The organism is Burkholderia sp. Bp9140, from assembly GCF_003853425.1.
In the GTDB taxonomy this organism is placed as follows: domain Bacteria; phylum Pseudomonadota; class Gammaproteobacteria; order Burkholderiales; family Burkholderiaceae; genus Burkholderia.
On record NZ_QTPQ01000024.1, the window covers coordinates 1 to 21,476 of the forward strand.

The 21,476-nt window shown below is 67.8% G+C and carries 16 protein-coding genes and 3 pseudogenes; 8 read left to right on the forward strand and 11 right to left on the reverse strand.

The features are described from left to right. The 4 genes from DIE21_RS20235 to DIE21_RS20250 form a co-directional block, all read right to left on the reverse strand. Window positions 1-3,476: DUF6531 domain-containing protein (locus DIE21_RS20235; protein ID WP_148092760.1), on the reverse strand; the 3,476-nt coding region annotated here is incomplete at its 3' end. A 45-nt stretch (window positions 3,477-3,521) separates the two neighbouring features. Further along, a complete protein-coding gene (locus DIE21_RS20240) occupies window positions 3,522-6,332 on the reverse strand; it encodes a type VI secretion system Vgr family protein (RefSeq protein WP_124499390.1) in 2,811 nt (936 codons plus the stop codon). A 136-nt stretch (window positions 6,333-6,468) separates the two neighbouring features. Further along, window positions 6,469-7,086 (reverse strand): glutathione S-transferase family protein, encoded by a 618-nt coding sequence (locus DIE21_RS20245; RefSeq protein WP_124499391.1) that lies wholly within the window; start codon window positions 7,084-7,086, stop codon window positions 6,469-6,471. Window positions 7,087-7,181: 95 nt separating this feature from the next. After that, window positions 7,182-7,550 (reverse strand): hypothetical protein, encoded by a 369-nt coding sequence (locus DIE21_RS20250; RefSeq protein ID WP_124499392.1) that lies wholly within the window; start codon window positions 7,548-7,550, stop codon window positions 7,182-7,184. An 81-nt stretch (window positions 7,551-7,631) separates the two neighbouring features. Between DIE21_RS20250 and DIE21_RS20255 the strand changes: the two genes are divergently transcribed. Beyond that, complete coding sequence (locus tag DIE21_RS20255) at window positions 7,632-8,099, forward strand: MarR family winged helix-turn-helix transcriptional regulator (RefSeq protein WP_124499393.1); 468 nt, start codon at window positions 7,632-7,634, stop codon at window positions 8,097-8,099. A gap of 18 nt (window positions 8,100-8,117) precedes the next feature. Here DIE21_RS20255 and DIE21_RS20260 read toward each other — a convergent pair whose 3' ends face one another. Beyond that, window positions 8,118-8,711: a TetR/AcrR family transcriptional regulator gene (locus tag DIE21_RS20260; protein WP_124499394.1), complete on the reverse strand. Its 594-nt coding sequence runs from the start codon at window positions 8,709-8,711 to the stop codon at window positions 8,118-8,120. A gap of 132 nt (window positions 8,712-8,843) precedes the next feature. Here DIE21_RS20260 and DIE21_RS20265 point away from each other — a divergent pair, with 132 nt between their 5' ends. The 3 genes and pseudogenes from DIE21_RS20265 to DIE21_RS37870 all read left to right on the forward strand — a co-directional run. Next, entirely contained in the window at window positions 8,844-9,887 is a 1,044-nt protein-coding gene (locus DIE21_RS20265) for a trans-acting enoyl reductase family protein (RefSeq protein WP_260432538.1), read from the forward strand. Beyond that, complete coding sequence (locus DIE21_RS20270) at window positions 9,874-10,641, forward strand: isocitrate lyase/phosphoenolpyruvate mutase family protein (RefSeq protein WP_124499396.1); 768 nt, start codon at window positions 9,874-9,876, stop codon at window positions 10,639-10,641. The genes DIE21_RS20265 and DIE21_RS20270 overlap by 14 nt, the downstream gene beginning before the upstream one ends. Before the next feature lie 45 nt (window positions 10,642-10,686). After that, window positions 10,687-10,872: pseudogene (locus tag DIE21_RS37870) on the forward strand (transcriptional regulator); the annotation flags it as partial. 58 nt (window positions 10,873-10,930) lie between these two features. Here the strand turns inward: DIE21_RS37870 and DIE21_RS20280 are convergent. Further along, the gene (locus DIE21_RS20280; protein WP_124499397.1) at window positions 10,931-12,142 is read right to left on the reverse strand and encodes an MFS transporter; all 1,212 of its coding nucleotides are present in this window, start codon (window positions 12,140-12,142) and stop codon (window positions 10,931-10,933) included. A 70-nt stretch (window positions 12,143-12,212) separates the two neighbouring features. On the opposite strand from DIE21_RS20280, the gene DIE21_RS20285 reads away from it, so the two are divergent. Beyond that, the gene (locus DIE21_RS20285; RefSeq protein ID WP_124499398.1) at window positions 12,213-13,247 is read left to right on the forward strand and encodes an AraC family transcriptional regulator; all 1,035 of its coding nucleotides are present in this window, start codon (window positions 12,213-12,215) and stop codon (window positions 13,245-13,247) included. A gap of 89 nt (window positions 13,248-13,336) precedes the next feature. On the opposite strand, the gene DIE21_RS37300 is transcribed toward DIE21_RS20285, so the two are convergent. Beyond that, complete coding sequence (locus DIE21_RS37300) at window positions 13,337-13,504, reverse strand: hypothetical protein (RefSeq protein WP_185640522.1); 168 nt, start codon at window positions 13,502-13,504, stop codon at window positions 13,337-13,339. Window positions 13,505-13,560: 56 nt separating this feature from the next. Continuing rightward, complete coding sequence (locus tag DIE21_RS20290; RefSeq protein WP_124499399.1) at window positions 13,561-15,465, reverse strand: DUF3857 domain-containing transglutaminase family protein; 1,905 nt, start codon at window positions 15,463-15,465, stop codon at window positions 13,561-13,563. A gap of 229 nt (window positions 15,466-15,694) precedes the next feature. Between DIE21_RS20290 and DIE21_RS20295 the strand changes: the two genes are divergently transcribed. Next, window positions 15,695-15,880, forward strand: a complete 186-nt coding sequence (locus DIE21_RS20295) for a hypothetical protein (protein ID WP_124499400.1) — start codon at window positions 15,695-15,697, stop codon at window positions 15,878-15,880. 56 nt (window positions 15,881-15,936) lie between these two features. After that, window positions 15,937-16,206: pseudogene (locus tag DIE21_RS38170) on the forward strand (hypothetical protein); the annotation flags it as partial. 317 nt (window positions 16,207-16,523) lie between these two features. On the opposite strand, the pseudogene DIE21_RS20305 reads toward DIE21_RS38170, so the two are convergent. Then, window positions 16,524-16,841, reverse strand: a pseudogene (locus DIE21_RS20305) (DUF1840 domain-containing protein); the annotation flags it as partial. A gap of 245 nt (window positions 16,842-17,086) precedes the next feature. Next, the gene (locus tag DIE21_RS20310; protein ID WP_260432540.1) at window positions 17,087-17,413 is read right to left on the reverse strand and encodes a hypothetical protein; all 327 of its coding nucleotides are present in this window, start codon (window positions 17,411-17,413) and stop codon (window positions 17,087-17,089) included. A gap of 507 nt (window positions 17,414-17,920) precedes the next feature. Between DIE21_RS20310 and DIE21_RS20315 the strand changes: the two genes are divergently transcribed. Beyond that, window positions 17,921-18,784: a crotonase/enoyl-CoA hydratase family protein gene (locus tag DIE21_RS20315; RefSeq protein ID WP_124499401.1), complete on the forward strand. Its 864-nt coding sequence runs from the start codon at window positions 17,921-17,923 to the stop codon at window positions 18,782-18,784. Window positions 18,785-18,836: 52 nt separating this feature from the next. Here DIE21_RS20315 and pdeR read toward each other — a convergent pair whose 3' ends face one another. Beyond that, entirely contained in the window at window positions 18,837-20,840 is a 2,004-nt protein-coding gene (gene pdeR / locus DIE21_RS20320) for a cyclic di-GMP phosphodiesterase (RefSeq protein WP_124499402.1), read from the reverse strand. Window positions 20,841-21,476: the final 636 nt, after the last annotated feature.

The window sequence follows — 21,476 nt, forward strand, 5'->3', positions numbered from 1 at the left end:
AACCGTTCCCCCGGATGCGCATCCCACCATGCGCGGTCCTGCGCCATCTGTCGCTGCATCCGCGCCATCACCGACTCGAGTGGTTCGTCGGTCGGCCGGGGCGGGATCTTCTCCGGATCCACCGGATTGCCTGCCGGGTCGAACGCAAACACCTCCTGCAGATCGAGCGTCGTTGCCTTCAGCAAACGCCCCGTCGGGTCGTACAGGTAGTCGGTCACCCCGCGCGCGCGATCCTCGATGCGCGTCAGGTGACCGGCCGCGTCGTACTGGAACCGGCGTCCGGCCATCCAGTCCGCCAGCCGCGCGCTCCCGTCACGTCGCACGGCCATGCACTGCAATCGTCCTGCCGGATCGTATTCCCGAACCTGCTCGAAGCTGCGATACCGGCGCACGATCTCGCGATGCAGCTTGTCGCGCTCGAAGTCCACGAGCGGCTGGCCGTCCAGCAACACGCCATGCAAATGGCCCGAGCCATAGCGCAGCCAATCGATCGTGCGGGTATTGGGCAGCTGCGTGCGAATCCGGTTGCCGAGTGCGTCGTATTCGTGGCGAGTCACCGACGTGTACATCCCGTCGGTGTCCGGACGAATCGTCTGCTCCTCCGCGATCAGGTTATCGGCTTCGTCGTAATACAGCCGGACACTCCCCCGGTGATTCTGCGTGGTGGTCAGCCGGCCGCGGGCGTCGTAATAAAAACGCTCGTTTGCGTGACCGCTACCGCCCGCGCCCTTCGTCTCGCGTTGCGTCAACCGCCCCAGCGGATCGCGCACATAGGTCGTCTCGATGTCGCCTTGCCGCGAGCCGGCGAGTTGCCCCGCATCGTCCCACCGGTAGTGCGTCGTGCCGCCGTCGAAATCCGTCTGCTCGATCAGCCGCCCCGACGCGTCGTAGCCGAATCGCGTCTGCTCGCCGTTCTCGTTGGTCAGCCGGTCCAGTCGCCACTGCCGGTCGTATCCATACAAGAGCTCCCGGCCCGCCGCGTCCCTGCGCCAGGTCGGTTGCCGACGCGCGTTGAAGGTGTATTCGGTAATCTGTCCCGCGCCGTCACGGTAGGTGCGCAGGTTGCCTTCGGCATCCCACGTAAAGCGTTCTTCGACGCCATCCGGATGCGTGACGCTGACGATCTGCCCCCGGGCATCGCACCGGTAGCGCGTGACGTGGCCTTCGGCGTCGGTGATCATGGAAGGATGGCCACGCTCGTCGTAGCCATACCGCGTCGCGTGGCCGGAGCAATCGGTCGCCTCGGTCAGCCGGCCGGCCTGGTCGTAACGGAATCGCCTCACGCCGCCCTTCGGATCGGTCAGCGACAGCAACTCGCCCTGGGTGCCCCACGCATAGCGCGTCGTGCGCCCCGCTGCGTCCGTCACCGAGACCGGCCGCCCGAGCCCGTCGTAGGCCGTCTGCGTGACACGACCCTCCGGCGCGGTGACCGTCACCGGCAAACCGCTGTCGTCGTAGTCGATGCGGGTGGTATTGCCGAGCGCATCGGTCTTGGCCGTCAGGCGCCCCTGCTCGTCGTAGGCAAAGCGTTGCGTGTGACCCAGCGCGTTTTGGGTACCGACCAGGCGGTGCCGGTCGTCCCATTCATACGAGTCGGCCGAGCCGTCAGGGTGCTCGACCAGCACGATCCGGTTGTCGTGATCGTAGCGATGGATCGTCGCGTGGCCGTCTGCATCGGTGACCACCGTGTGCCAATGCTCGCGGTGGTACGCGAAATACGTGTCGTCCTGCGGCGGTTGCCCTTCATTGCCGAACCACGTGCGCACGCACTTCGCGTCGGCCGGGGCCGGCACGCCTTCGCGGCGGCCCGGCCAGTCCCAGGTCAGGTTCGCGGCGTGGCCGTTGAAATCCGTATGGCGCGTGAGCAGATGGTGCGCGTACGCATAGGTCCGCCGGCACCCGAGCATGTCGACGTGGCCGACGAGGTCGCCTTCGGCGCTATACGCGTAGCGCGCGAGCGCCTCGTTGGCGAGGCCCGGTACGCCGGCGCGATAGATCGCCGACACGCGTCCGTCGACATAATCGATGCGGATCGCGTTGCCCGCATCGTCACCGATCGCGACGAGTTCGTCCGCGGCGTTATAGGTGAAACCCAGGCCGAGGCCATCGCGGTGCTGGCGGGACGCGAGGCGATAGCGAACGAGCGTGGCCGTGCCGTGTCGCTCATAGCGTTCGTGCGAGCCGTCGGGATACGCGAGCAGGACATGCCGTGCATCGGGACGCGTCACGCTGAACTGCTCGGTCGGCACCTCGATCGTTTCGCCGACCGCCACCCGCGGCAGCGGCACCGCCCGGCCAACCGGGTCGAAGAACGTCAGCGCGCCGTCGCGCTCCTCCAGCGACAGGTGATACGGGCTGCTCCAGCGCGCCCCGAGCGGGCTTGCATCGTAGGCGGCAAGGCTCGACCGGTAGCGGCGCTTCCACACGATCGGCACGATCGCGTCGACCACGAAGTCGGTCTGTTCGAGGTTCTCGTCGCCCATCGCATAGTTGACCGGTTTCGCACTCGCGGTCCGCGGGCAGCCGCAACCGTCCTTCGCCGGCAGTGCGCTCGGCGGCGCGCCCTTCTGCGTCGAATCGCGGTGCGCGCCGGGCTTGCGGTGCGGCGCGCGCATCGTGCCCGGCACGGCCTGCGCCACATGCGACGGAATCCCGCGCGCCTTTCTCGCCTTGATTTCGGCGGTGATTTGAGCGGCCATGAACAGCAGGCTGCCCGCCTCTTGCGCGCTACCGAACGCGCTGTTCAGCATCGGTTCGGTATGCCGATCGAATGCATCCAGCCATGCGACGATCGCGTCGCGCTGGCCGGACAGCTTGAGAAGCTGGTCGATGCCGACGAGCGCGATCTCCTCCGTTGACGGCACCCACGACAGGAAACCCGGGTTCTTCCGGATGCGCCCCATCTGCTCGGCCGCCGACACGGGGTTCAACACGAAGCGCCGCAGGGTCTGCGACGCTTCGCGCACGCCCTTGACGATGTCGTCCTGCCACTTCCGGAGATGCGTATCGAGTTCCGCCATGAAGGCGAGCACGTCGCCGCCGGCCGTCGCCCAGAACAGATCAACCAGCACCGCTGCGCCCGCCCCTTTCGCGAAGGCGAGCAGCACCTCCTTGACGACCGCGCGCGCCGGCCGCGTCGCATTGCCCGCGGCGGGCACGACACCGATCGCATCGATCGCGAGAATCCCCCAGTTGAGCACCTTCGTCGTGCCGCCCGGCTCGCTGCAGATCCGGTAGATGTCGACGCCGACGTCGTACAGCGACATCGCATTGCCGACGAACGGCACCATGTACAGGCACTGAACGAAGATCTCGAGGCGGGGGTCCCCGACGGATTCGACGCCGGCCGCGATCAATCTCGGCGAGGTTTCAGGCGCAGGAAACGGGCTGACGATCACGCGCCGCGCTTCGGCGTTTTGCCGGAGGGCCGTCGGGATCGGGCGCTGAATGGTGGAGGGAGCTGCGGTTCCGGCCATGGGTTGTTATCGGTTTTGAACGGGAAAAGGAATGCGGGGCGCCAGTCAGCGCGACACGGTGGATTTGACGAGGTCCGGAGCAGCGCCGGGACCCGCAGCCGCCGCGCCGTTGGCCACGGAACGCACGAGCGGCCGGCCGGTCATGTCTGGAGCGGACCGAGCGACAGCGGCGACATCGCCTTGCGCGACGCTCGAAGCAACGCTCGTCGCCTTCGCCTTGATCGCCGCGACCGACTCCAACGCTCGCGTCGCTGCGGCCGCCTCCGGAATCGCCGCGGCCATCGCTGCCCCGACGAGGCTAGGCACGGTCCGGGCGGCGTCACCGGATGCCGCGAAGTGCGGCGCGCCCTTCGGTTCCCCCCACTTGCGTGCGTTGTCCTGAAGATCGTGGGCTTCCTCGAGATACTCGACCGCACCGCCGCCACGCGGCACATTCGCCACCGTGCCTCTTCCGTTGGCATCCAGTCGCCCCTCGCGCCACGAACCGTCCGGGAACGTCACTCGATACGGCGCGTTCCTGACGGGTTCTCCGTTCGGATACGCATGCCAGAGCTGAATGCCGGTTTTTTCCTGTTCGGGCATCAGCGGCAGTGCCTGCCGTCGCGTCGCGGACGGCCCGGCATTCAGCGGCCCATTCAACCGGATTTCGGCCGCACTGCCGATCTCCACCCGCCCGCCTTCGAGCTTGATATATGCGCCGCCGCACATCAGCACCAACGCCTTCCGCGCATTCAGCGTCACGGCATCCGACGTGCTTGCGATCGTCACCCCCTTCAGCGCCGTCAGTTCGAGCGCGTCCGCTTGCGCCTGAACGTCGACCTTGCCCGCGCCCGCGTACAACTTCATCCCCTGCGCATGCGCATACAGCGACACCGCATTGCCCGCTGCAACCGTATAGTTGCCGCCGATCGCCGCATCGGCATTGCCGCCCGTCGTCGTGAAGAGATGCCCGCCAGCCGCCAGTTGCATGTGTTCGCCGCTGGTCACGGCAACCCCGTGCGGCGCCGATGCGAGCAACACGGCGGCCTCGAGATCCCGAACCTGCGCGTCGAGCAATGCCTGCTGCGCTTCGCAGGCCGCCACCGTCGCTCGCGCCTTCTCGACCGCATCGGTCAGACTCCGCATGCGGGATCGCGCCGCGTCGAGCTGCTGCCGCGCGACCGTCATGTCGAAAGCGTGCCCGCCCGCGTTCGACTGCGCATCGGCCGACAGGAACAGCCCCTTGCCGGCGCGCAGTACGCCACGCTCGTCGGTTCTGACTTCGAACCCGTCGCCGCGCGCCTCCTTGCGCCGATCGACGAGGTGACCAAGATTGACCTGGGTCTTGCCGCCGAAATCGGTCGACAGCTTGATGCCTTCGCGTCCCTTCCGGTCCTCGAAGCGAAGCTTGTTGTTCGCTCGCGTGCGAATCACGTTGCGCGTGTTGAAACCATCCCGGCTCGTGACCAGGTCGACGGCCTGACTGTGATGCTGCGCATGCGCGATATACGGCCGGTTCGGGTTGCCGCCGGCAAATGCGACCGCGACTTCGGTATCGGCCAGCAGCGGAAAGTGGAATCCCGTCTGATGGCTGCCCGCGAAGGGCTTGGCGAGGCGCAGCGGCACGCACTCGCCGCCGGCCGGCCATGTGTCGAAGTCGAAATCGAAGCGTACGGTGTAACACCCTTCGCTCGTCAGGTGCGCATACGGTGAAGCGTCCGGCGTCGTGACTCGTGCCGACAACGTGCCGGCAATCGTCGGCCAGCGGCGCTCGTCGAGTTTCAGCCGAAATGGCCGGCCGCACGGAATCGCATCGAACGTATTGATGTACGACGCATCGCGGCCGCCGGCATGACGCACCGACACGATCACGATCCCGTGCGGCGCGTCGGCCGGCTGCTCGTCGAGCTTCGCGACAAGCCCCGGTGCGAAGTCGACGACCGAACTCTTGCCCGAATACGTGACCTGCCATGCGAGCGCCGCCTCGTGGCGCAATTGCGCTTCGCGCCGGGCTTCGTCGCCATCCGGATGATGGGTGCCGTAGACGTAGCTCGCGCCCCATGTCGTCGGATCGTCGCGCGCGATGTTCGCTTCGGCGTTGAACCGGTCGTCAGCCTTCTCGGGGTTGTAATCGGCGACCTTGATCGAGCGAGGAATCGTTTCGCTCAACGATTCGAGCGAAAGCACGGCTTCGTGACCGCTTTCGAGACCGCTTGCTTCGCGGTACGGAATGGTGATTTGCGGACGGTACGAATAGGCATCGACATCATCGCCGAAATGCAGTTCGTCGCCATGCTGTCCCGCCCGGAAAAAACAGAACAATCCGGTTTGTTCCATCAGCAGGCGGATGTAAGCCCAATCGGACATCCGGTACTGCATGCGAAACGCAAGACGCGGATACGCGTGCCGCAGCTTGAACGAAAACTGGTGCGCGCGGAATTCGTACCGCCTGAGGATCGATTCGATGATCTCCGGCACGGACTGTTGCTGATAAATGCGGGTCGCCTCCACGAGGCGCAAACGGGCGACGAACGGCTCGACGACGATCCTGTACGACACGAAATCGCGCGTCTTGCGGATCTGGCCGAACGCGGTGATGCAGCCGGCGAATCGACGCACCGCGTCCGTCGGGCCGTTCGTGCCCGGCGGCTCGATCGTGAAGGTCGCGGGACGATTGAGGTAATCGGCACGTGCGAGCGAAACCGGGCTCGTCAGCGTCACCTCGATCCGATAGGGCTCGCCGAGTCGCTCGTCGAGCACGAACGACATGATCGACAGATCCTGCGCCGCGGGTGCGCCGGGCACCTCGAGGAAATACGACTGACGACCGGTTTTCCACTGTGCGACTGCGCGTTGCGTATCTCGTTCTCGGACCATGCTTCTCTCTCAGCAACCGTCTTTTTTCTCGGAAGCTGAAGGGATAAAGGATGGCCGGATTCACGTCCAGCGAATGGCAACGGTCTGCAACAATGTTCGTGGCCGATCACGCCAATCGACATGACCGACCACCCTTTCACGCCGCCTTGCGCGCGTCCGCGATCCGCTGCGGCGCCTTCGGCCGCGCATACAAGCGTTCGAGATACGCCCGCAATTGCGGGAACGGTTCGATCAGGTTGCACTCGCTCGCCCAGTCGATCAGATACGCGGTCACGCAATCGGCCACCGTCAGCGTATCGCCGACGATGAATTCACGCCCTTCGAGATGCCGGTCGAGGATCGTGGCCATCGCCGTGAAGTCCTCGCGCGCGAGTTCGATGTCGGCCGGCGAACGCTTCTCGGGTGGATAGATGAACGTATGCCGCGTAATGCGCCACAGCGGCTGCTCGAGCTCCGTCACCGCGAACATCACCCACCGATAAGCCTGCGCACGCAGCGCCGGATCGGTGGGCAGCAGCGCCTTCTCCGGATACTTGTCCGCGAGATACAGCACGATCGCGGCCGACTCGGGAATCACGAGGTCGCCGTCCACCAGCACGGGCACCTTGCCGGCCGGGTTGAGGCGCAGGAATTCGGGCCGCTTGTGCTCGCCCGCCAGCAGGTTGACCGACACGAACTCGAAATCCGCGTCCAGTTCCTTCAGCCCCCACAACGCGCGTTGCGAGCGGGTGCCGGCAAATCCGTAAAGCTTCATCGCCAGTCTCCATCCAGAATGTCGGGAAATGCGCGCCATGCCGGCCGCGGCGCATCGACGACGCGCGGCGCCCGGCAGGGTTCATCGCGCATCGTTCACGCGCCGGGAATCGCCAGCACCGGCATCACGTCGATCGACTCGCCCGGGAACAGCGTGAAATGCGGATGACCTTCGAACAGCGCGGCGGCCGCGTCGTGCGATGCGGCGCGCACGACGGTAAAGCCGCTCATCGCATTGGCGGTGTCCGTGATGCCGCCCTTGCCGATGGTCTTGGTCTTGCCGAGCGGGCCGCCCATCTCGACGATCGCGTCGCGATGGCGGTCGACCCATGCATGCCATGCGGCAATGCCGTCCCGCTCGCGCGTGCGCCGCTCCTCCTCCGGTAGCGCCATCCACGCCTTCATGGCCGGACTCTCCTTGCTGCCGAGGAATACGGCGAGATACAACTGCTGTTGCGCACTCATGCTTCCTCCTCCGATGACGGGCGCCGCGGGCTGCCGCGCCTCGACCTTGACAAGATAGGTTGATATCAACACAATTGCAACATGGCACGAAAAGAAAAGCTCCCCTTCGAAGCGACGCTGATGGTGCGCGATTGCTGCCTGTGCCTGCACATGCAGCGCGCGGCGCGCAATCTCGCGCGCATCTTCGACGATGTGCTGCGTCCGCTGGATCTCACCAACGGCCAGTTTTCGCTATTGATGTCGCTGAACCGGCCGAAGCCGGCCGCAATGAAATCGGTCGCGTCGCTGCTCGCGATGGACCGCACCACGCTGACCGCCGCGCTCAAGCCGCTCGAGCGGCGCGGGTTGCTCACCATCACGCAGGATCCGGACGACAAGCGCAGCCGCCTGCTGGAACTCACGCCGGCCGGTCATCAGCTGCTCGCCGAAGCGTTCCCGCTGTGGCAGCAAACGCACGCCGACATCGAACGGCCGTTCGCACCAGGAGCAGTCGATGTGTTGCGCGGCCAGTTGCGCGCGCTGTCGGAGGATCCGGCTACGCGCGGATGACGCGGTGCGCCATGTGATTCACTTCCTGCCCTTCTTCGGCATCAGCAATTGCGCGAACGCCTGCAGGAAGCGCACGGGCCCGTGCGCGTGCAGCGCCTGCCCGCTGCTGAGCGCGCCGTCGATCACGGTCGCGAGCCGCAGCGCGTAGGTTTCCGGTTCGTCGATCCGCATCGCGCTCGCCAGTTCCGTCAGCCGGCGCCGCAATTCCTGCTTGTGCGCGACGGCGACCTTGCGGGCCGGATGATTGCCGTCCGCGTACTCGGCGGCGATGTTGATCTGCGGACAACCGCGATAACCGGGGCGCTCGATGCGCTCGCCGATCCATTGCAGCTGCGCATCCAGTTCCTCGCGCGGCGTGCGCCGGTACTGCGCGGCCACGGCGTCCCAGTGCGCCCAGAAATCCGCATCCTCGCGCAGCAAGAACGCCTCGATCAGGTCGTCCTTCGTCGCGAAGTGCCGATACAGGCTCGTCTTCGCGACGCCCGCCTGCGCGACGATCAGATCCACGCCGACCGCCCGCGTCCCTTCCCGATAGAACAGCGCGCTCGCCGTTTGCAGAATGCGCTCACGCGTATCGGGCGCGCGCCCGTTCGTGTCAGTTCCCTTTTTCATCGAAGCCCGGCCGCCGAGGGCCGCCTGTCCCGCAAAAGTGCGGTTCGATGATAGCACCGCGGGGTTGACGACGCTACAGGTCTGTACTATAAAACAGACCGTTCTGTACCGTAGTCGATCATGGACGGTCAAATGACGGTTGCAGTGTATGGCGCCACGGGTCACACCGGGCGGTTTGTCGTCGCCGAACTGGAACGGCGCGGCCTTGGAGCGATCCGCATTGGGCGCGACGCAGCGCGGCTCGCGCAAGGCGGCAACGACGTGGCGCCGTGGCGCGTCGCAACGGTCGACGATCCGGCCGCGCTCGACGCCGCGTTGCGCGGCGCGCACGCGGTGATCAACTGCGCGGGCCCGTACCTCGATACCGCGCTGCCGCTCGCCGATGCGGCGTTGCGGGCCGGCATCCCGTACCTCGACCTGACGGCCGAGCAGCCGTCGGTCCAGGCGCTGGCCGACCAGCGCGACGCCCGCGCACGCGCCGCCGGCGTGACGCTCGTGCCGGCCGCCGCGTTCTACGGCGGCCTGGCCGACCTGCTCGTCACGGCCGTCGTCGACCCGCGCCGGCCGATCGAGCGCGTCGACATCGCGACCGGCCTCGACAGCTGGCATCCGACGCGCGGCACGCGCGTGACCGGCGCGCGCAATCGCGCGATCCGGCTGATTCAGAAGGACGGCAAGCCCGCCGCGGTGCCGTCGACGGCGCGCGAACGCAGGTGGCCGTTCCCGTCGCCGCTCGGCGACGTCGACGTGACGCTGCTGCCGTTCTCGGAAGTGATGACACTCGCACGTCATCTGCGCATCGATACGATCGAGTCCTGGCTCGCGACGCTCGCGCTGCGCGACGTGCGCGATGCCGGCACGCCGCCGCCGCAACCGGTCGACGCGCTGGGCCGCTCGGCGCAGCAATTCGCGATGGACGCCGTCGTCGTGCAGAACGGCACCACGCATCGCGCAACCGCGTCCGGACGCGACATCTATGCGGTCAGCGCACCGATCATCGTCGAGGCGACGGTCCGGTTGCTGAGCGGCAGGACGCTGGCATCGGGCGGCGTGCGCAGTCTCGGTGAACTGTTCGACGCGCGCGATTTCCTCGCGGCGCTCGACATGGTCGACGTATCGTTCGACACGGTCACCGATCGGAATTTCAACCGGAGGGACGAGTATGAGCCGCAATAGCAAGGAAAAAGCCGCGTATTTCCGTTCGCTGCATCGCGCGGGCCAGCCGCTCGCGCTGTTCAACGTGTGGGACGCCGGCAGTGCGCGCACGGTGGCCGACGCGGGCGGCATCGCGCTGGCGACGGGCAGCTGGTCGGTCGCCGTCGCCAACGGTTTCGTCGACGGCGAGCAGATGCCGAAAGCGCTCGTGATGGAAGTGCTCGCGCGGATCACGCAGGCGACCGACCTGCCCGTCACCGTCGATCTCGAAAGCGGATACGGCGAGCGGCTGGAGGAGGTCGCCGACACGATCGCGCGCAGCATCGAGGCCGGCGCGATCGGCTGCAATCTCGAGGACAGCTTTCCGGCGACGGGCGAGCTGCGCACCGTCGACGATGCGGCCGCGCGACTCGTGGCGGCGCGGCAGGCGGCCGATCGCGCGGATATCGGCTACTTCATCAACGCGCGCACCGACGTGTTCTTCAAGGCCGCGGCCGATACGCACGACGCGCGGCTTCTGGACGACGTGCTGACCCGCGCACGCGCTTACGCGGCGGCGGGCGCCGACGGCCTGTTCGTGCCGGGCCTGCGCGCGCCGGCGCTGATTCGCGCGCTGACGGCCGCATCGCCGCTGCCCGTGAACATCATGCGCGTCGCCGACACGCCGACGCTCGCCGAACTCGCGGAATACGGCGTGGCGCGCATCAGTCACGGGCCGTACCCTTACCTGCAGGCGATGAAGGCGCTCGCGGCAGTGGTGAAGCAAGGCGGCTAGCCGCTGCTCGGAGGAGACGGGAAAACACCGCAGGTACCGGCCGCCGCACCAGCGATGCCCGTCATTCCGGTCAGCTTCGTCCACGAAGGCGTCGTGCTGCGTTATTGCTCGCTGATCACGACGGTCGGTACGCCGCAAAGCGTCGCCGCGCAGGAACTGCGCATGGAGTGCATGTTCCCCGCGGACGACGCCACCGGAACGCGTCACCGGCAGTTGCTCGACGCGCACGCGCCGACGCACCGAGCAGCGAGCCGGTGCACGATCGCGCGCGCCGGCCCGCTGCGAACCGTCACTCGGCCAGCGCCGTCGCGACGCCGACCCGCTTGGGCACGCCGGTCACGATCGTCGCGACCGCGACGGCCAGCACCGCGGCCGCCCCGAGGAACACGCCGCCTGCGCCGTTCGCGTCGAACACGACGCCGCCCGCCGCCGCGCCCGTTGCGATCGCGAGCTGGATCGCCGCGACGATCAGCCCGCCCGCGCTCTCGGCTTCATCGGGCACGGTGCGCGTGACCCACGTCGACCAGGCGACCGGCACGCCGCCGAACGCCATCCCCCACAACGCGACGAGCACCGCGTCGAGCATCGGCGCGCGGCCGAGCGCGACGAGCGCGATGCCGAGCACGACCATCAGCGCCGGCATCCCGATCAGCATCGGCCGCAGCCGGTGTTCGAGCACGCGGCCCGCGAGCGACGTGCCGACGAAGTTCGCGATCCCGTAGCCGAGCAGGATCGCCGACAGCCCGTTCACGCCGACGCCGGCGACCTGTTCGAGGAACGGCCGCAGATACGTGAAGAACGCGAAGTGCCCGGTGAACACGAGGATCGTCGCGAACATCCCGAGGCCGACGGTCGGCCGGCGCAGCACGTCGACGAGCGTGCGCAGCCGCGTCGTGCCGCTCGGCGGCATCGACGGCAGCGTCACGACCTGCGACACGAACGCGACGCCGCCGAGTCCGGCCGCGATCAGGAATACGTTGCGCCAGCCGATCAGGTGCCCGAAGTAGCTGCCCATCGGCGCGGACGCGATCGTGGCGACCGCCACGCCGCTGAAGATGATCGACAGCGCGCGCGGCACCATCGCGGTCGGCACGAGCCGCATCGCGGTGGCCGTCGCCATCGTCCAGAAGCCGCCGAGCGCGACGCCGAGCACGACGCGGCCGATCAGCAGCGTCGCCAGGTTGGGCGCGAACGCGACCGCGAAATTCGACGCGACGAGCAGCACGGAGAACGCGAGCAGCACGCGCCGGCGGTCGATCGTGCGCGTCAGCGCCGAGATCAGCAGGCTCGTGACGAGCGCGACCGTCGCGGTGGCCGTGACGGCCTGGCCGGCCACGCCTTCGGTCACGCCGAGGCTGTCGGCCATCGGCGTGAGCAGGCTCGCGGGCAGGAATTCGGCGGTGACGAGGCCGAACACGCCGAGCGTCATCGCGAAGACGGCGCCCCAGGCCGGTTCGCGGGGAGCCGCCGTGGCGGCGGCAGAGGAGATTCCGGGATTCATGCGTCGTTCCGAGTCGTATAGGGAAAATACCGATGACGACGTATCGTAAGGAACGACGACAGGACGGTCTATGACATACAATCCGTTCTTGTTGATCGATCGTCCGTATCTCGATATGTCCGAGCCCCTGCTTCCTCCCGTGCCCGACGTGCACGACCTCGTCAGCGAGCTGCTGCTGGGCATGCGCCTGAGCGGCGTGCAGTACCGCCGGATCCAGGTGCCGCGGCCGTTCGGGCTGAGCTTCGGCCACGCGCCGGGCCGCGCGCAGTTCCATTTCGTCGGGCGCGGGCCCGTGCTGCTGCGCGACGCGGACGGCACGACGGTGCGGCTCGAGGCCGGCGACGCGATCCTGCTGCCGCACGGCCGCACGCACGCGCTGGTGTCCGATCCGGATGCGCCGTGCCGCGAGATCGGCGGGTTCGAGGTCGCGAGGATCTGCGACACGGTCGCGTCGGTGGGCGCGACGTCGTGCGCCGCGACGGAGCCGGCCGCCGGCGATGCGCTGATCTTCAGCGCGTGCATGGAGCTCGATCTCGGCGGCATGCAGCCGCTCGTCGGGACGATGCCGGAATTCATGCACGTCGGCACGCTGCTCGCGCGCTACCCGGAAATCCGCCCGATGCTCGACGCGATGGAGCGCGAATCGTGCTCCGAACGCGCGGGCTTCGCGGGCATCCTCGCGCGGCTCGCGGACGTGGTCGCCGCGTTCATCGTGCGCGGCTGGGTCGAGTGCGGGTGCGGCGACGCGACGGGCTGGGTGCAGGCGCTGCGCGAACCGAAGCTCGGCCGCGCGATCGTCGCGCTGCATCGCGATCCGGGGCGCAACTGGAGCGTCGCGGAGCTGGCCGCCGAAGCGGGCGTGTCGCGCTCGGTGTTCGCGGAGCGCTTTCTCGCAGCCACCGGGATGACCCCGGTGCGCTACCTGACCGAGCTGCGGATGCGGCTCGCCGCGCAGTGGATCGCACGCGACCGCGAGACGATCGAAGCGGTCGCGTACCGGCTCGGCTACGGGTCGCTCGCCGCGTTCAGCCGCGCATTCAAGCGCGTGGTCGGGCGGCCGCCGGGGGCGGTGCGCGCGGAAGGCGACACGCACGCCGGCGCATGACGCATCTCGTGCCACGCAGCGCGACGTGATGCGCGCCTGCCGGGTCGCCCCGGCATCGTGCAATCCGGCGCCGGCCGCCACGATTCCGCTCAGCCGTCGTGCGCGTCCAGCTTGTCGACCAGCGCCGTCGCGCACTGCACGGCAAGCGCCGCGCACTGCTCCGCATCCACGGCCGCACCGTTCGCGATCATGCCCTGCACGATCCGGCCCAGCAATTCCTTCGAGAGATCGGCGATCTCGTGATCCCGTTCCGTCATGATTTCCCTCCTGCGCGTCGGCCGACGACGGTGACGCGCTCACTGTCTTCCCCCGCTCAACGCCCCTTCGCCCGCACGACGATCTGCGCCTGCGCGTCGCGTTCGATGCGTTCGAGCGATGCGCGCAATGCCGTGAACTCGTCTGCCGTGCAGACCTGCCGGCCGAACCCGGCCCTCATCCGACGCGTGACCTGCACGACGTGCGCGGCCGCGTCGAATACATAATGCGACGTGAAGTCGACGAAGCTGTCGTGCACGGCCGTATCGGTCGGCAAGTCGGTCACCGCGACGCCGGCCGGCAGCGCGATCTGACCGGTCTCTTCGAACGTGCCGCCGAGACACACCCACGGCTGCATGCGCACCGGTTCGGCGAGCCAGCCCTCGACCTGCGTCGCGATGCCGCCCGTGACGCTCGACAGCGCAGGCACGGCGGTCGTGCCGTCCGGCCACACGACGTGATCGAGCGTGCCGGCATACGTCACATCGAACGGTCCGTCCGTCGCGCGGCGATCGCTCGTCACGATCTGCGCGCGGCCACGCAACCCGCTTTGCCGCACGCGTTCGTTCGCAAGCTGCCGGATGCGCTCGGGCGGCGCGCGGCGAAACAGGTTGCGCTCCAGCTCCGCCGTCCAGCCGTCGTCCTCGACGCGCGCGTGAAACCGCGCGGCGCCCGGTTGCGCCGCATCGATCTCCACGCGCGCGGTACGGCGCTTCGGCTGCGCGGCCGGCGTGCGCGACAGCACGCCGGTGTCGACGAGCAGCGCCGGCCGGTCCATCACGATCGGCGGCAGGTAGCCGAACGCGATGCCGGCCGTCGTGGTGTCCGCGTAGAGGCCGAGCTCGGGCAGCCACGTGATCGCGTGATTGATCGCGCCGCCGCCGTAACCGGGCACGGACGGCAGCGTGTACACGGCGCCGAGATTGATCAGCACCGGTTCGCTGCGAATGCCGACCGCCGCGAGCAGCGCGCCGAACAGCGCGACATGATCCTTGCAGTCGCCGTAGCGGTTGCGCAGGATGTCCGTCACGCGATGCGGCGCGGCGGCCGTCTCGCCGAGAAAAAGCGCGACGTAACGCACGTTCGCCTGCACCCAGTCGTACAGAATGCGCGCCCGGTCGTGCGGATCGGCGGCGTCCGCGGTGAGCGCGCGCGCCAGCTGCACGACGGCCGGATCGTTCGCGCTCGCATCGACGGCCGCGTTGCGGTAGCGCGCGGCGAACGCCGCATAGTCGGGCAGCGTGGACACCACGAGCCGGTCGCCGTAGGTCGGATAGCCGACCGAGCCGCTCTCGATCCGGTCGTACGGGCCGTGCCGGTAATCGAACGTGTAGCGCGTGCGGCCGTTCGCCGTTACCGGCGGCAGCGCGACGTAGCCGCGCGCGTCCGCATGCAGCGGCATGTCGGCCGGCACGTCGAAGATCAGCCGCTGGTTCTCCACCGGCTCGCGCGACGGTTCGACGTAGTAGCCGAAGTAACCGGCGTTGACCGGCTTCGTGCGCGACTTGCGGAACGCGATGCGCGTGCTCGACCCGGCCTCGACGCCGGGAAACACGACGGTGCGCAGCAGCCCGTCCTGGAAGGTCGGCGCGCCGGCCGAACGCGGCTCCTGGACGTCGCGGATGCCATCGGGGCCGACCGGATGCGCGACGCCGTCGCGATCGATCGTCTCGGCCGCGACCAGCTCGACCTTCTCCAGGTTCTTGTCGAACCATACGTAGCGCTGTGCGATCGCATCGATCCCGTTCGCATCGTTCGCGCGCAATGTCGAATCGTCGTGCTCGTCGAGCGAGCCGTCGTGCTGGAGCACGAACACGTGGACATCGCTGACGAGCGTGACGGGCGCTTCGTCGCCCGTCTCGGCGACCGCCGGACGCGCGAGCGCGGCAACGACGACGGCCGCCGCGAGCGCAGCGGCGCGGCCCGGCACGCTGCCGGTCGATCGGAACGGAAAACGCACCACGTCCAGGCTCTCCGCGCGTTCGTGTTCATGTCGGGACGCGACGGGCACGCGTCCGCGCGCGCCGCGCCCCGTCGTTCAGACCAGTGTGGGTGACGTGCCCGCGAGCGTCAAGCCGCGACGCGGCCGGCCGCGCCGCACGCGTCACGCAGGCCTGCGGCGCGCGCACGATGTCGCCGGTCCGGATGACGATCCGGTGAATTCGACGCGCCGACAGGGGGAAGGAGACATCATGTTGATCAACACCGATGTCGAAATCGCTTGTCTCGTGATCGCGTTCGCGCTGCCGGGCGTGATCCCGATTGGTGCGCTGCTGACAGCGCTGCATTTCGAGCGGGGGCATCCGAAGCGGGGCGGCGCCGCGATCGGCGCGCGGCTCGGGACCGCGCTGATCGAAGCGATGCCGATGCCGACGTGATCGCAGCGCGACGTGCGGCGCGGGGTCGGAACGAACGGCACCGGAAGGAAATCATCATGGAACCATCGCGCTGCGTGACCTATCGTCAATATGAGATCCGCGCGGGCGCGCCGGTCGACCCGGTGGCCGGCGAGGGTCTCGAACCCGGCGCGTTGTACCAGCCGCTCGCCGTCGTGTACTGGCGCGATGCCGGCGGCCGCCATGAGGCGCACCTGCTCGACCCGAAGCATCACGTGTTCCGCAACGACGCGGACGCGATCAAGATCTCGACCGCCCTGGCCAAGCGCTTCATCGATACGAAGGTGGCCGGCACCGGCAAGCCGGCAAGCCGACGCCCGGCCACCGCGCACCGCGTCCCCCATCCTGCCGGAGGCGACATGGAAAACGGTATCGTCCAGACCCTCGTACTGCTCGCGGTTCTCGTGTTCGCGGTGCTGTTCTTCGCGGCCCAACGCGGCCGCGACCGCACGCGCGACAGGCTGCTGCACCGCTCCTCGCGGCGTTCGTCACGCTCGCATACGCACCGTCACCCGTAATCGCGCCACACACAAAAAATCGGCCGGCGGCACGGCGTCGCGCGACGCCAGGCCGTCGGCCTTGCAGCGGAGGTTCGTCTTCGGGCAGCCGGCGCGTCGCGCGCCTGCACACCCCACATCACGTGCCGGCCCTGTTCGTGGGCCGCACGCATCATGTCCAGCAGCGGCCACGCGCGTTGCGCAAGCCCGCCCGCATGCGGCGACAGTTCGGTGCGCCGCGCCTGCGTCGAGCGCTCGTGCGCGCGTTCCCGCGCCATGTCGTCCCTGACCGCCTGCTCGAGCCACGCGATCGCGCCCGGCAATTCGTCAGTGGAAATCACCCCGTGCTCGTCGAGCCCCTTGCCGACGAGCCCCGGCAGGTACTGCGCCAGATCGCGCAACATCACGATGTCCGGTGCGGCGGATGACCGAAACGTAACCATCACCGTCATGTCCCCCTTGTCGTCGCCGCGCGACCGTGCGGCGCTCAGCGCCGCCGACCGCGCTCCGGGCCACGCTTCAACTTATTTTCCATTGCTTACGATATGACGCGACGCGTCAGGTTGAATCGTTTGCGTCGGCCGGTGATCTCCGTTTCACCCGCCCGCGATCCGACGTTCATCGACAACAGCACCATCTGCCGCCCCTCGACATGCCGCCGCGCCTGCAGTTCGACCGGCGTCGGGTCGTGTCACCACGCGATCAGGAAATTCACGCGCCGGAAGATCGGCTTGCGCGCGAAACACATGGCGTTCGGACAGGCATCGAGCGTCGACGGCGCGAGGTTCATGAATTCGACGACCGGGTTCGTGCCGGACGCGATCCGGCAGTCGGCCGCGATGCCGCTGCGGCGGCCGTGCACGACGTAGCAGTCGAGCGACTCGATGATCGTGTGACGCAGCCGCTCGCGATGCTCGTGCCCGGCGCATGCCTTCGCGTCGCCTTCGTCCGGCGCGAGGAAGATCACGTCGCGGAAGTGTCCGGGATACAACCGGTCGACCCACGGCAGCGCGTACATGCTCGCATCCAGCGGCTATCCGGCGAGCCGCTGCCACGTCTTCCGGAATGCGGTCATGGTCCCCTCCCCGAACGCCGGGCGCGGGGCGTCATCCTCCCAAGCCAGCCGACTGCCGGCTACCGCACCAGCCCGCCTGTTCCATGCGTGACGGCCGATGGCGCGGCGTCACTTTCAGCGCATGAGCGAATCGCGCGCCGCTCTCCACGCATCGGCGCGCATCCCCCCATCGCCGCTTGCGCGATGCCGCCCGTGTCTCTTCGCCCGTCACGCGATCTCGTCATGCCCACCGTTCGCACGGCTTGCACGGGATGACCGGTTTGCATGGTTCGCAAGCAACGCGATTCATACCCGCGCCGCGATCCGAGATCGTGCGTTGTTCCCCGCAATTCCGCTTTTGTGTGCGCGCAACAATGGCGATGCCTCGCGACCGGCGTCATGAGGGGAGCCGGTTTCCCCGCGTAGCGCCGGTCGCGCGGGCTTTCAAAAACCACATCTCGAGGACATACCATGCAACTCCAATCCCATCCGGCGTGCCGTCCGTTTTACGAAGCGGGCGAACTCACGCAACTGACCGCGTTCTACGAAGAAGGCCGCAACGTCATGTGGATGATGCTGCGATCGGAGCCGCGGCCGTGCTTCAACCAGCAACTCGTCACCGACATCATCCATCTCGCGCGCGTCGCTCGCGACTCCGGCCTGCCGTTCGACTTCTGGGTGACGGGCTCGCTCGTCCCCGAACTGTTCAACGTCGGCGGCGACCTGAGCTTCTTCGTCGACGCGATCCGCAGCGGCCGCCGCGACCAGCTGGTGGCCTACGCGCGCTCGTGCATCGACGGCGTGTACGAGATCTACACGGGCTTCGGCACCGGTGCGATCTCGATCGCGATGATCGAGGGCAGCGCGCTGGGCGGCGGCTTCGAGGCCGCCCTCGCGCACCACTACATGCTCGCGCAGAAAGGCGTGAAGCTCGGCTTTCCCGAGATCGCGTTCAACCTGTTCCCGGGCATGGGCGGCTATTCGCTGGTCGCGCGCAAGGCGGACCGCGGGCTCGCGGAATCGCTGATCTCGACCGGCGAGCCGCATGCGGCCGAGTGGTACGAGGATCGCGGGCTGATCGACCAGACGTTCGACGCGGGCGACGCGTATCTCGCGACGCGCACCTTCATCGACGTGATCAAGCCGAAGCTGAACGGCATCCGCGCGATGCTGCGCGCACGCGAACGCGTGTTCCACCTCACCCGTTCCGAGCTGATGGACATCACCGAGGAATGGGTTCGCGCGGCGTTCACGATCGAGCCGAAGGACCTCGCGTACATGGAACGCCTGGTGATGCTGCAGAACCGGCGCGTGTCGAAGCTGCGCACGGTGTGACGTGAGCGGAGCGCGCCGCCGGCAGGCGGCGCACTCCGTCAAGCGGGGAGGCTCAGGCGATCAGCCTGAGCTTTCTCGTTTCCACGAGCCACGCCTCGAAGGCCTGGGCCGGCATCGGCCGCGCAAAGTAGAAGCCCTGCGCGTGGTCGACGTTGATCTGCTTCAGGAATTCGGCTTCCGCGTGCGTCTCGACGCCTTCGGCGACCACCGAGAAACTCAGCGCCTTCGCGAGCGACACGACCGAGCGCACCAGCGCCTGCGAGCGCGGGTTGCGATCGATGCCGGTGATGAAGCTGCGATCGAGCTTGATCGAATCGAGCGGCAGGCGCGACAGTTGCGACAGCGACGAATAGCCGGTGCCGAAATCGTCGAGGTGAATCTCCGCGCCGAGCTGGCGGAACTGCTTCATCAGCTCGTGCGCCGCTTCCTCGTCCTCGATGAAGCTGCTTTCGGTGAGCTCGATGTCGACCAGGCTCGGCTTCAGCCCCGCGCCGTCGAGAATCGACGCGAACTGATCGACGATGTTCATGTCCTGCAACTGCCGCGCGGACACGTTCACCGCGATCCGCACGTCGAGCCCCTTCGCCCTCCACGCGGCGGCCTGCGCGGCCGCGGTGCGCATCACCCAGCGGCCGAGCGGCGCGATCAGCCCCGACTCCTCGGCGAAGCGGATGAACTCGATCGGCGCGACGAGCCCGCGATCGGGCGACTGCCAGCGGATCAGCGCCTCCACGCCGTGCACGTCGCCGGTCGCGATGTCGACGACGGGCTGGTAATGCAGCACGAACTGTTCTTCCTCGAGCGCCTTGCGCAGGTTCGTGTCGAGCCACATGAACTTCGCGACCTTCTGGTTCATCTCCATCGAGAACACGCGGTACGTATGCTTGCCCTCTTCCTTCGCGACGTACATCGCGGTGTCGGCGCTGCGGATCAGCGTTTCGAGCGAATCGCCGTGCTGCGGATACATCGCGATGCCGATCGAGCAACTCGTGTAGACCTCCACCAGCCCGAGGTGGATCGGCGTACGCAACTGCTCGAGGATGATCTGCGCGGTCGCCTCGAGCAGCGGCCGCGTGCCGTGCTCGAACAGCACCAGGAATTCGTCGCCGCCGAGCCGCGCGAGCGTCGCGCCGGACGGCAGGCAGCCACCGATGACCGTGGACACGTCCTGCAGCAGGCGGTCGCCGGTGATGTGTCCGTAGTGGTCGTTGACGCGCTTGAAGTTGTCGAGATCGAGGAACAGGATGCCAACCTGGCCGCGCACGTCGGTACGGTCCGCGGCCAGCGCGACGCGGATGCGCTCGCTGATCGCATGACGGTTCGGCAGGCCGGTCAGCACGTCGGAATTCGCGAGTTCGGTGAGCCGCTGCTGCGCGTTGCGCTCCTCGGTGACGTCGACGCCCGAGCAGATCAGGAACTGCTCGTCGGCGCCGCTGCCGCTCTGCACGAACTTGTTGCGGAACTGGAACAGGCGCGGGCCGTTGACCGTGTTGATGTAGCGCTCGACCGCGAACGAGCGGTTGCTCGCGAAGAAGCCGGTGATGTTGCTGCGCGACTGCGCGCCCTGCTCGGCGCTCATGAACAGCTCGAACGCGCTGCGGCCGATCACGTCGACCTCGCGCTTGCCCGTCACTTCCTCGCACAGGCGGTTGAAGCGCTGCACCATGCCGTTGCGGTCGAGGATCACGACGAGCGAATTCACTTCGGACACGACCTGCTCGGCGAACGCGAGCCCGTGCGCGAGATCGCCGGCGACGGACGCGGTATCGGAATAAGCGGAGGCCGTGCCGGCCCAGTTGGCGGTGTCGACCTTCCTGCCGACCAGGTGCAGGCTGACCGGATCGCCGAACAGCGCGAGGTCGAGCACGAGGTGCGACGTGACGCCGGTGAGCGCGCGAATCCGCGCGGCCTGCTCGCCGGTCAGCGCAACCGCGACATTGGTCAGGCCGCGAACGGCGGCCAGTTCGAGTGCGTTGCTGTCGCTGCCGAGGCGCCAGCATGGGCTGCGCGTACCGAGATGCGCTTCGAGCACCGCGCTTTCGTTTTCGTCATCCATGGATACGCCCCGATCCAGAAAAAACGCACAGTGTAGACGGAGGCGAGTTGGCCGCCCCCGATCCCCGGGCGCGCAGCGCGCGTACCCGGCAAGGCAGCCGTGATGGCCGTGACAACGACCCTCGTTCCGTATTTGTTTCCAACAACTAATGCGACCCGGCGTTCGCGCCTCTCGCGCGCAGATTTTCCAAACGAATGATGGAACCCATCTTATCAAATGACGATGAAGATTGGCACTCACATTTGGAACGGGGTGTCAAGGAATCGCAACTCGATTGGCACGGGGGCGTTTTTGTGATGGCGGCGTGCGCGCCGATGTGCGCACGGGCGCCGGAGCGGGTCGCACCGATCGGCGGAGCGCCCCGCCGGGCGGGCGTTTGCGGCGAATTGCCCGATCCCGGGATCGATCCGCCCCCGTGCCATTTTGTCGGGGTCCGATCACAGTGGACGACACGCGGAATGGGAATTTCCATTTCCGTTCCTGCGGGAATGCGTGTCTTTATTCCCGTATGCGTTGCAATATCGCGTCGATCGATGCGGGCGGATATATCGCGGGATTGCACCGGCATGGCGGCGCCATGAATGGAACCGGTGCGATCGCCCCGCCGCGACGCGCGAAAACCGTCCGGCATGCACG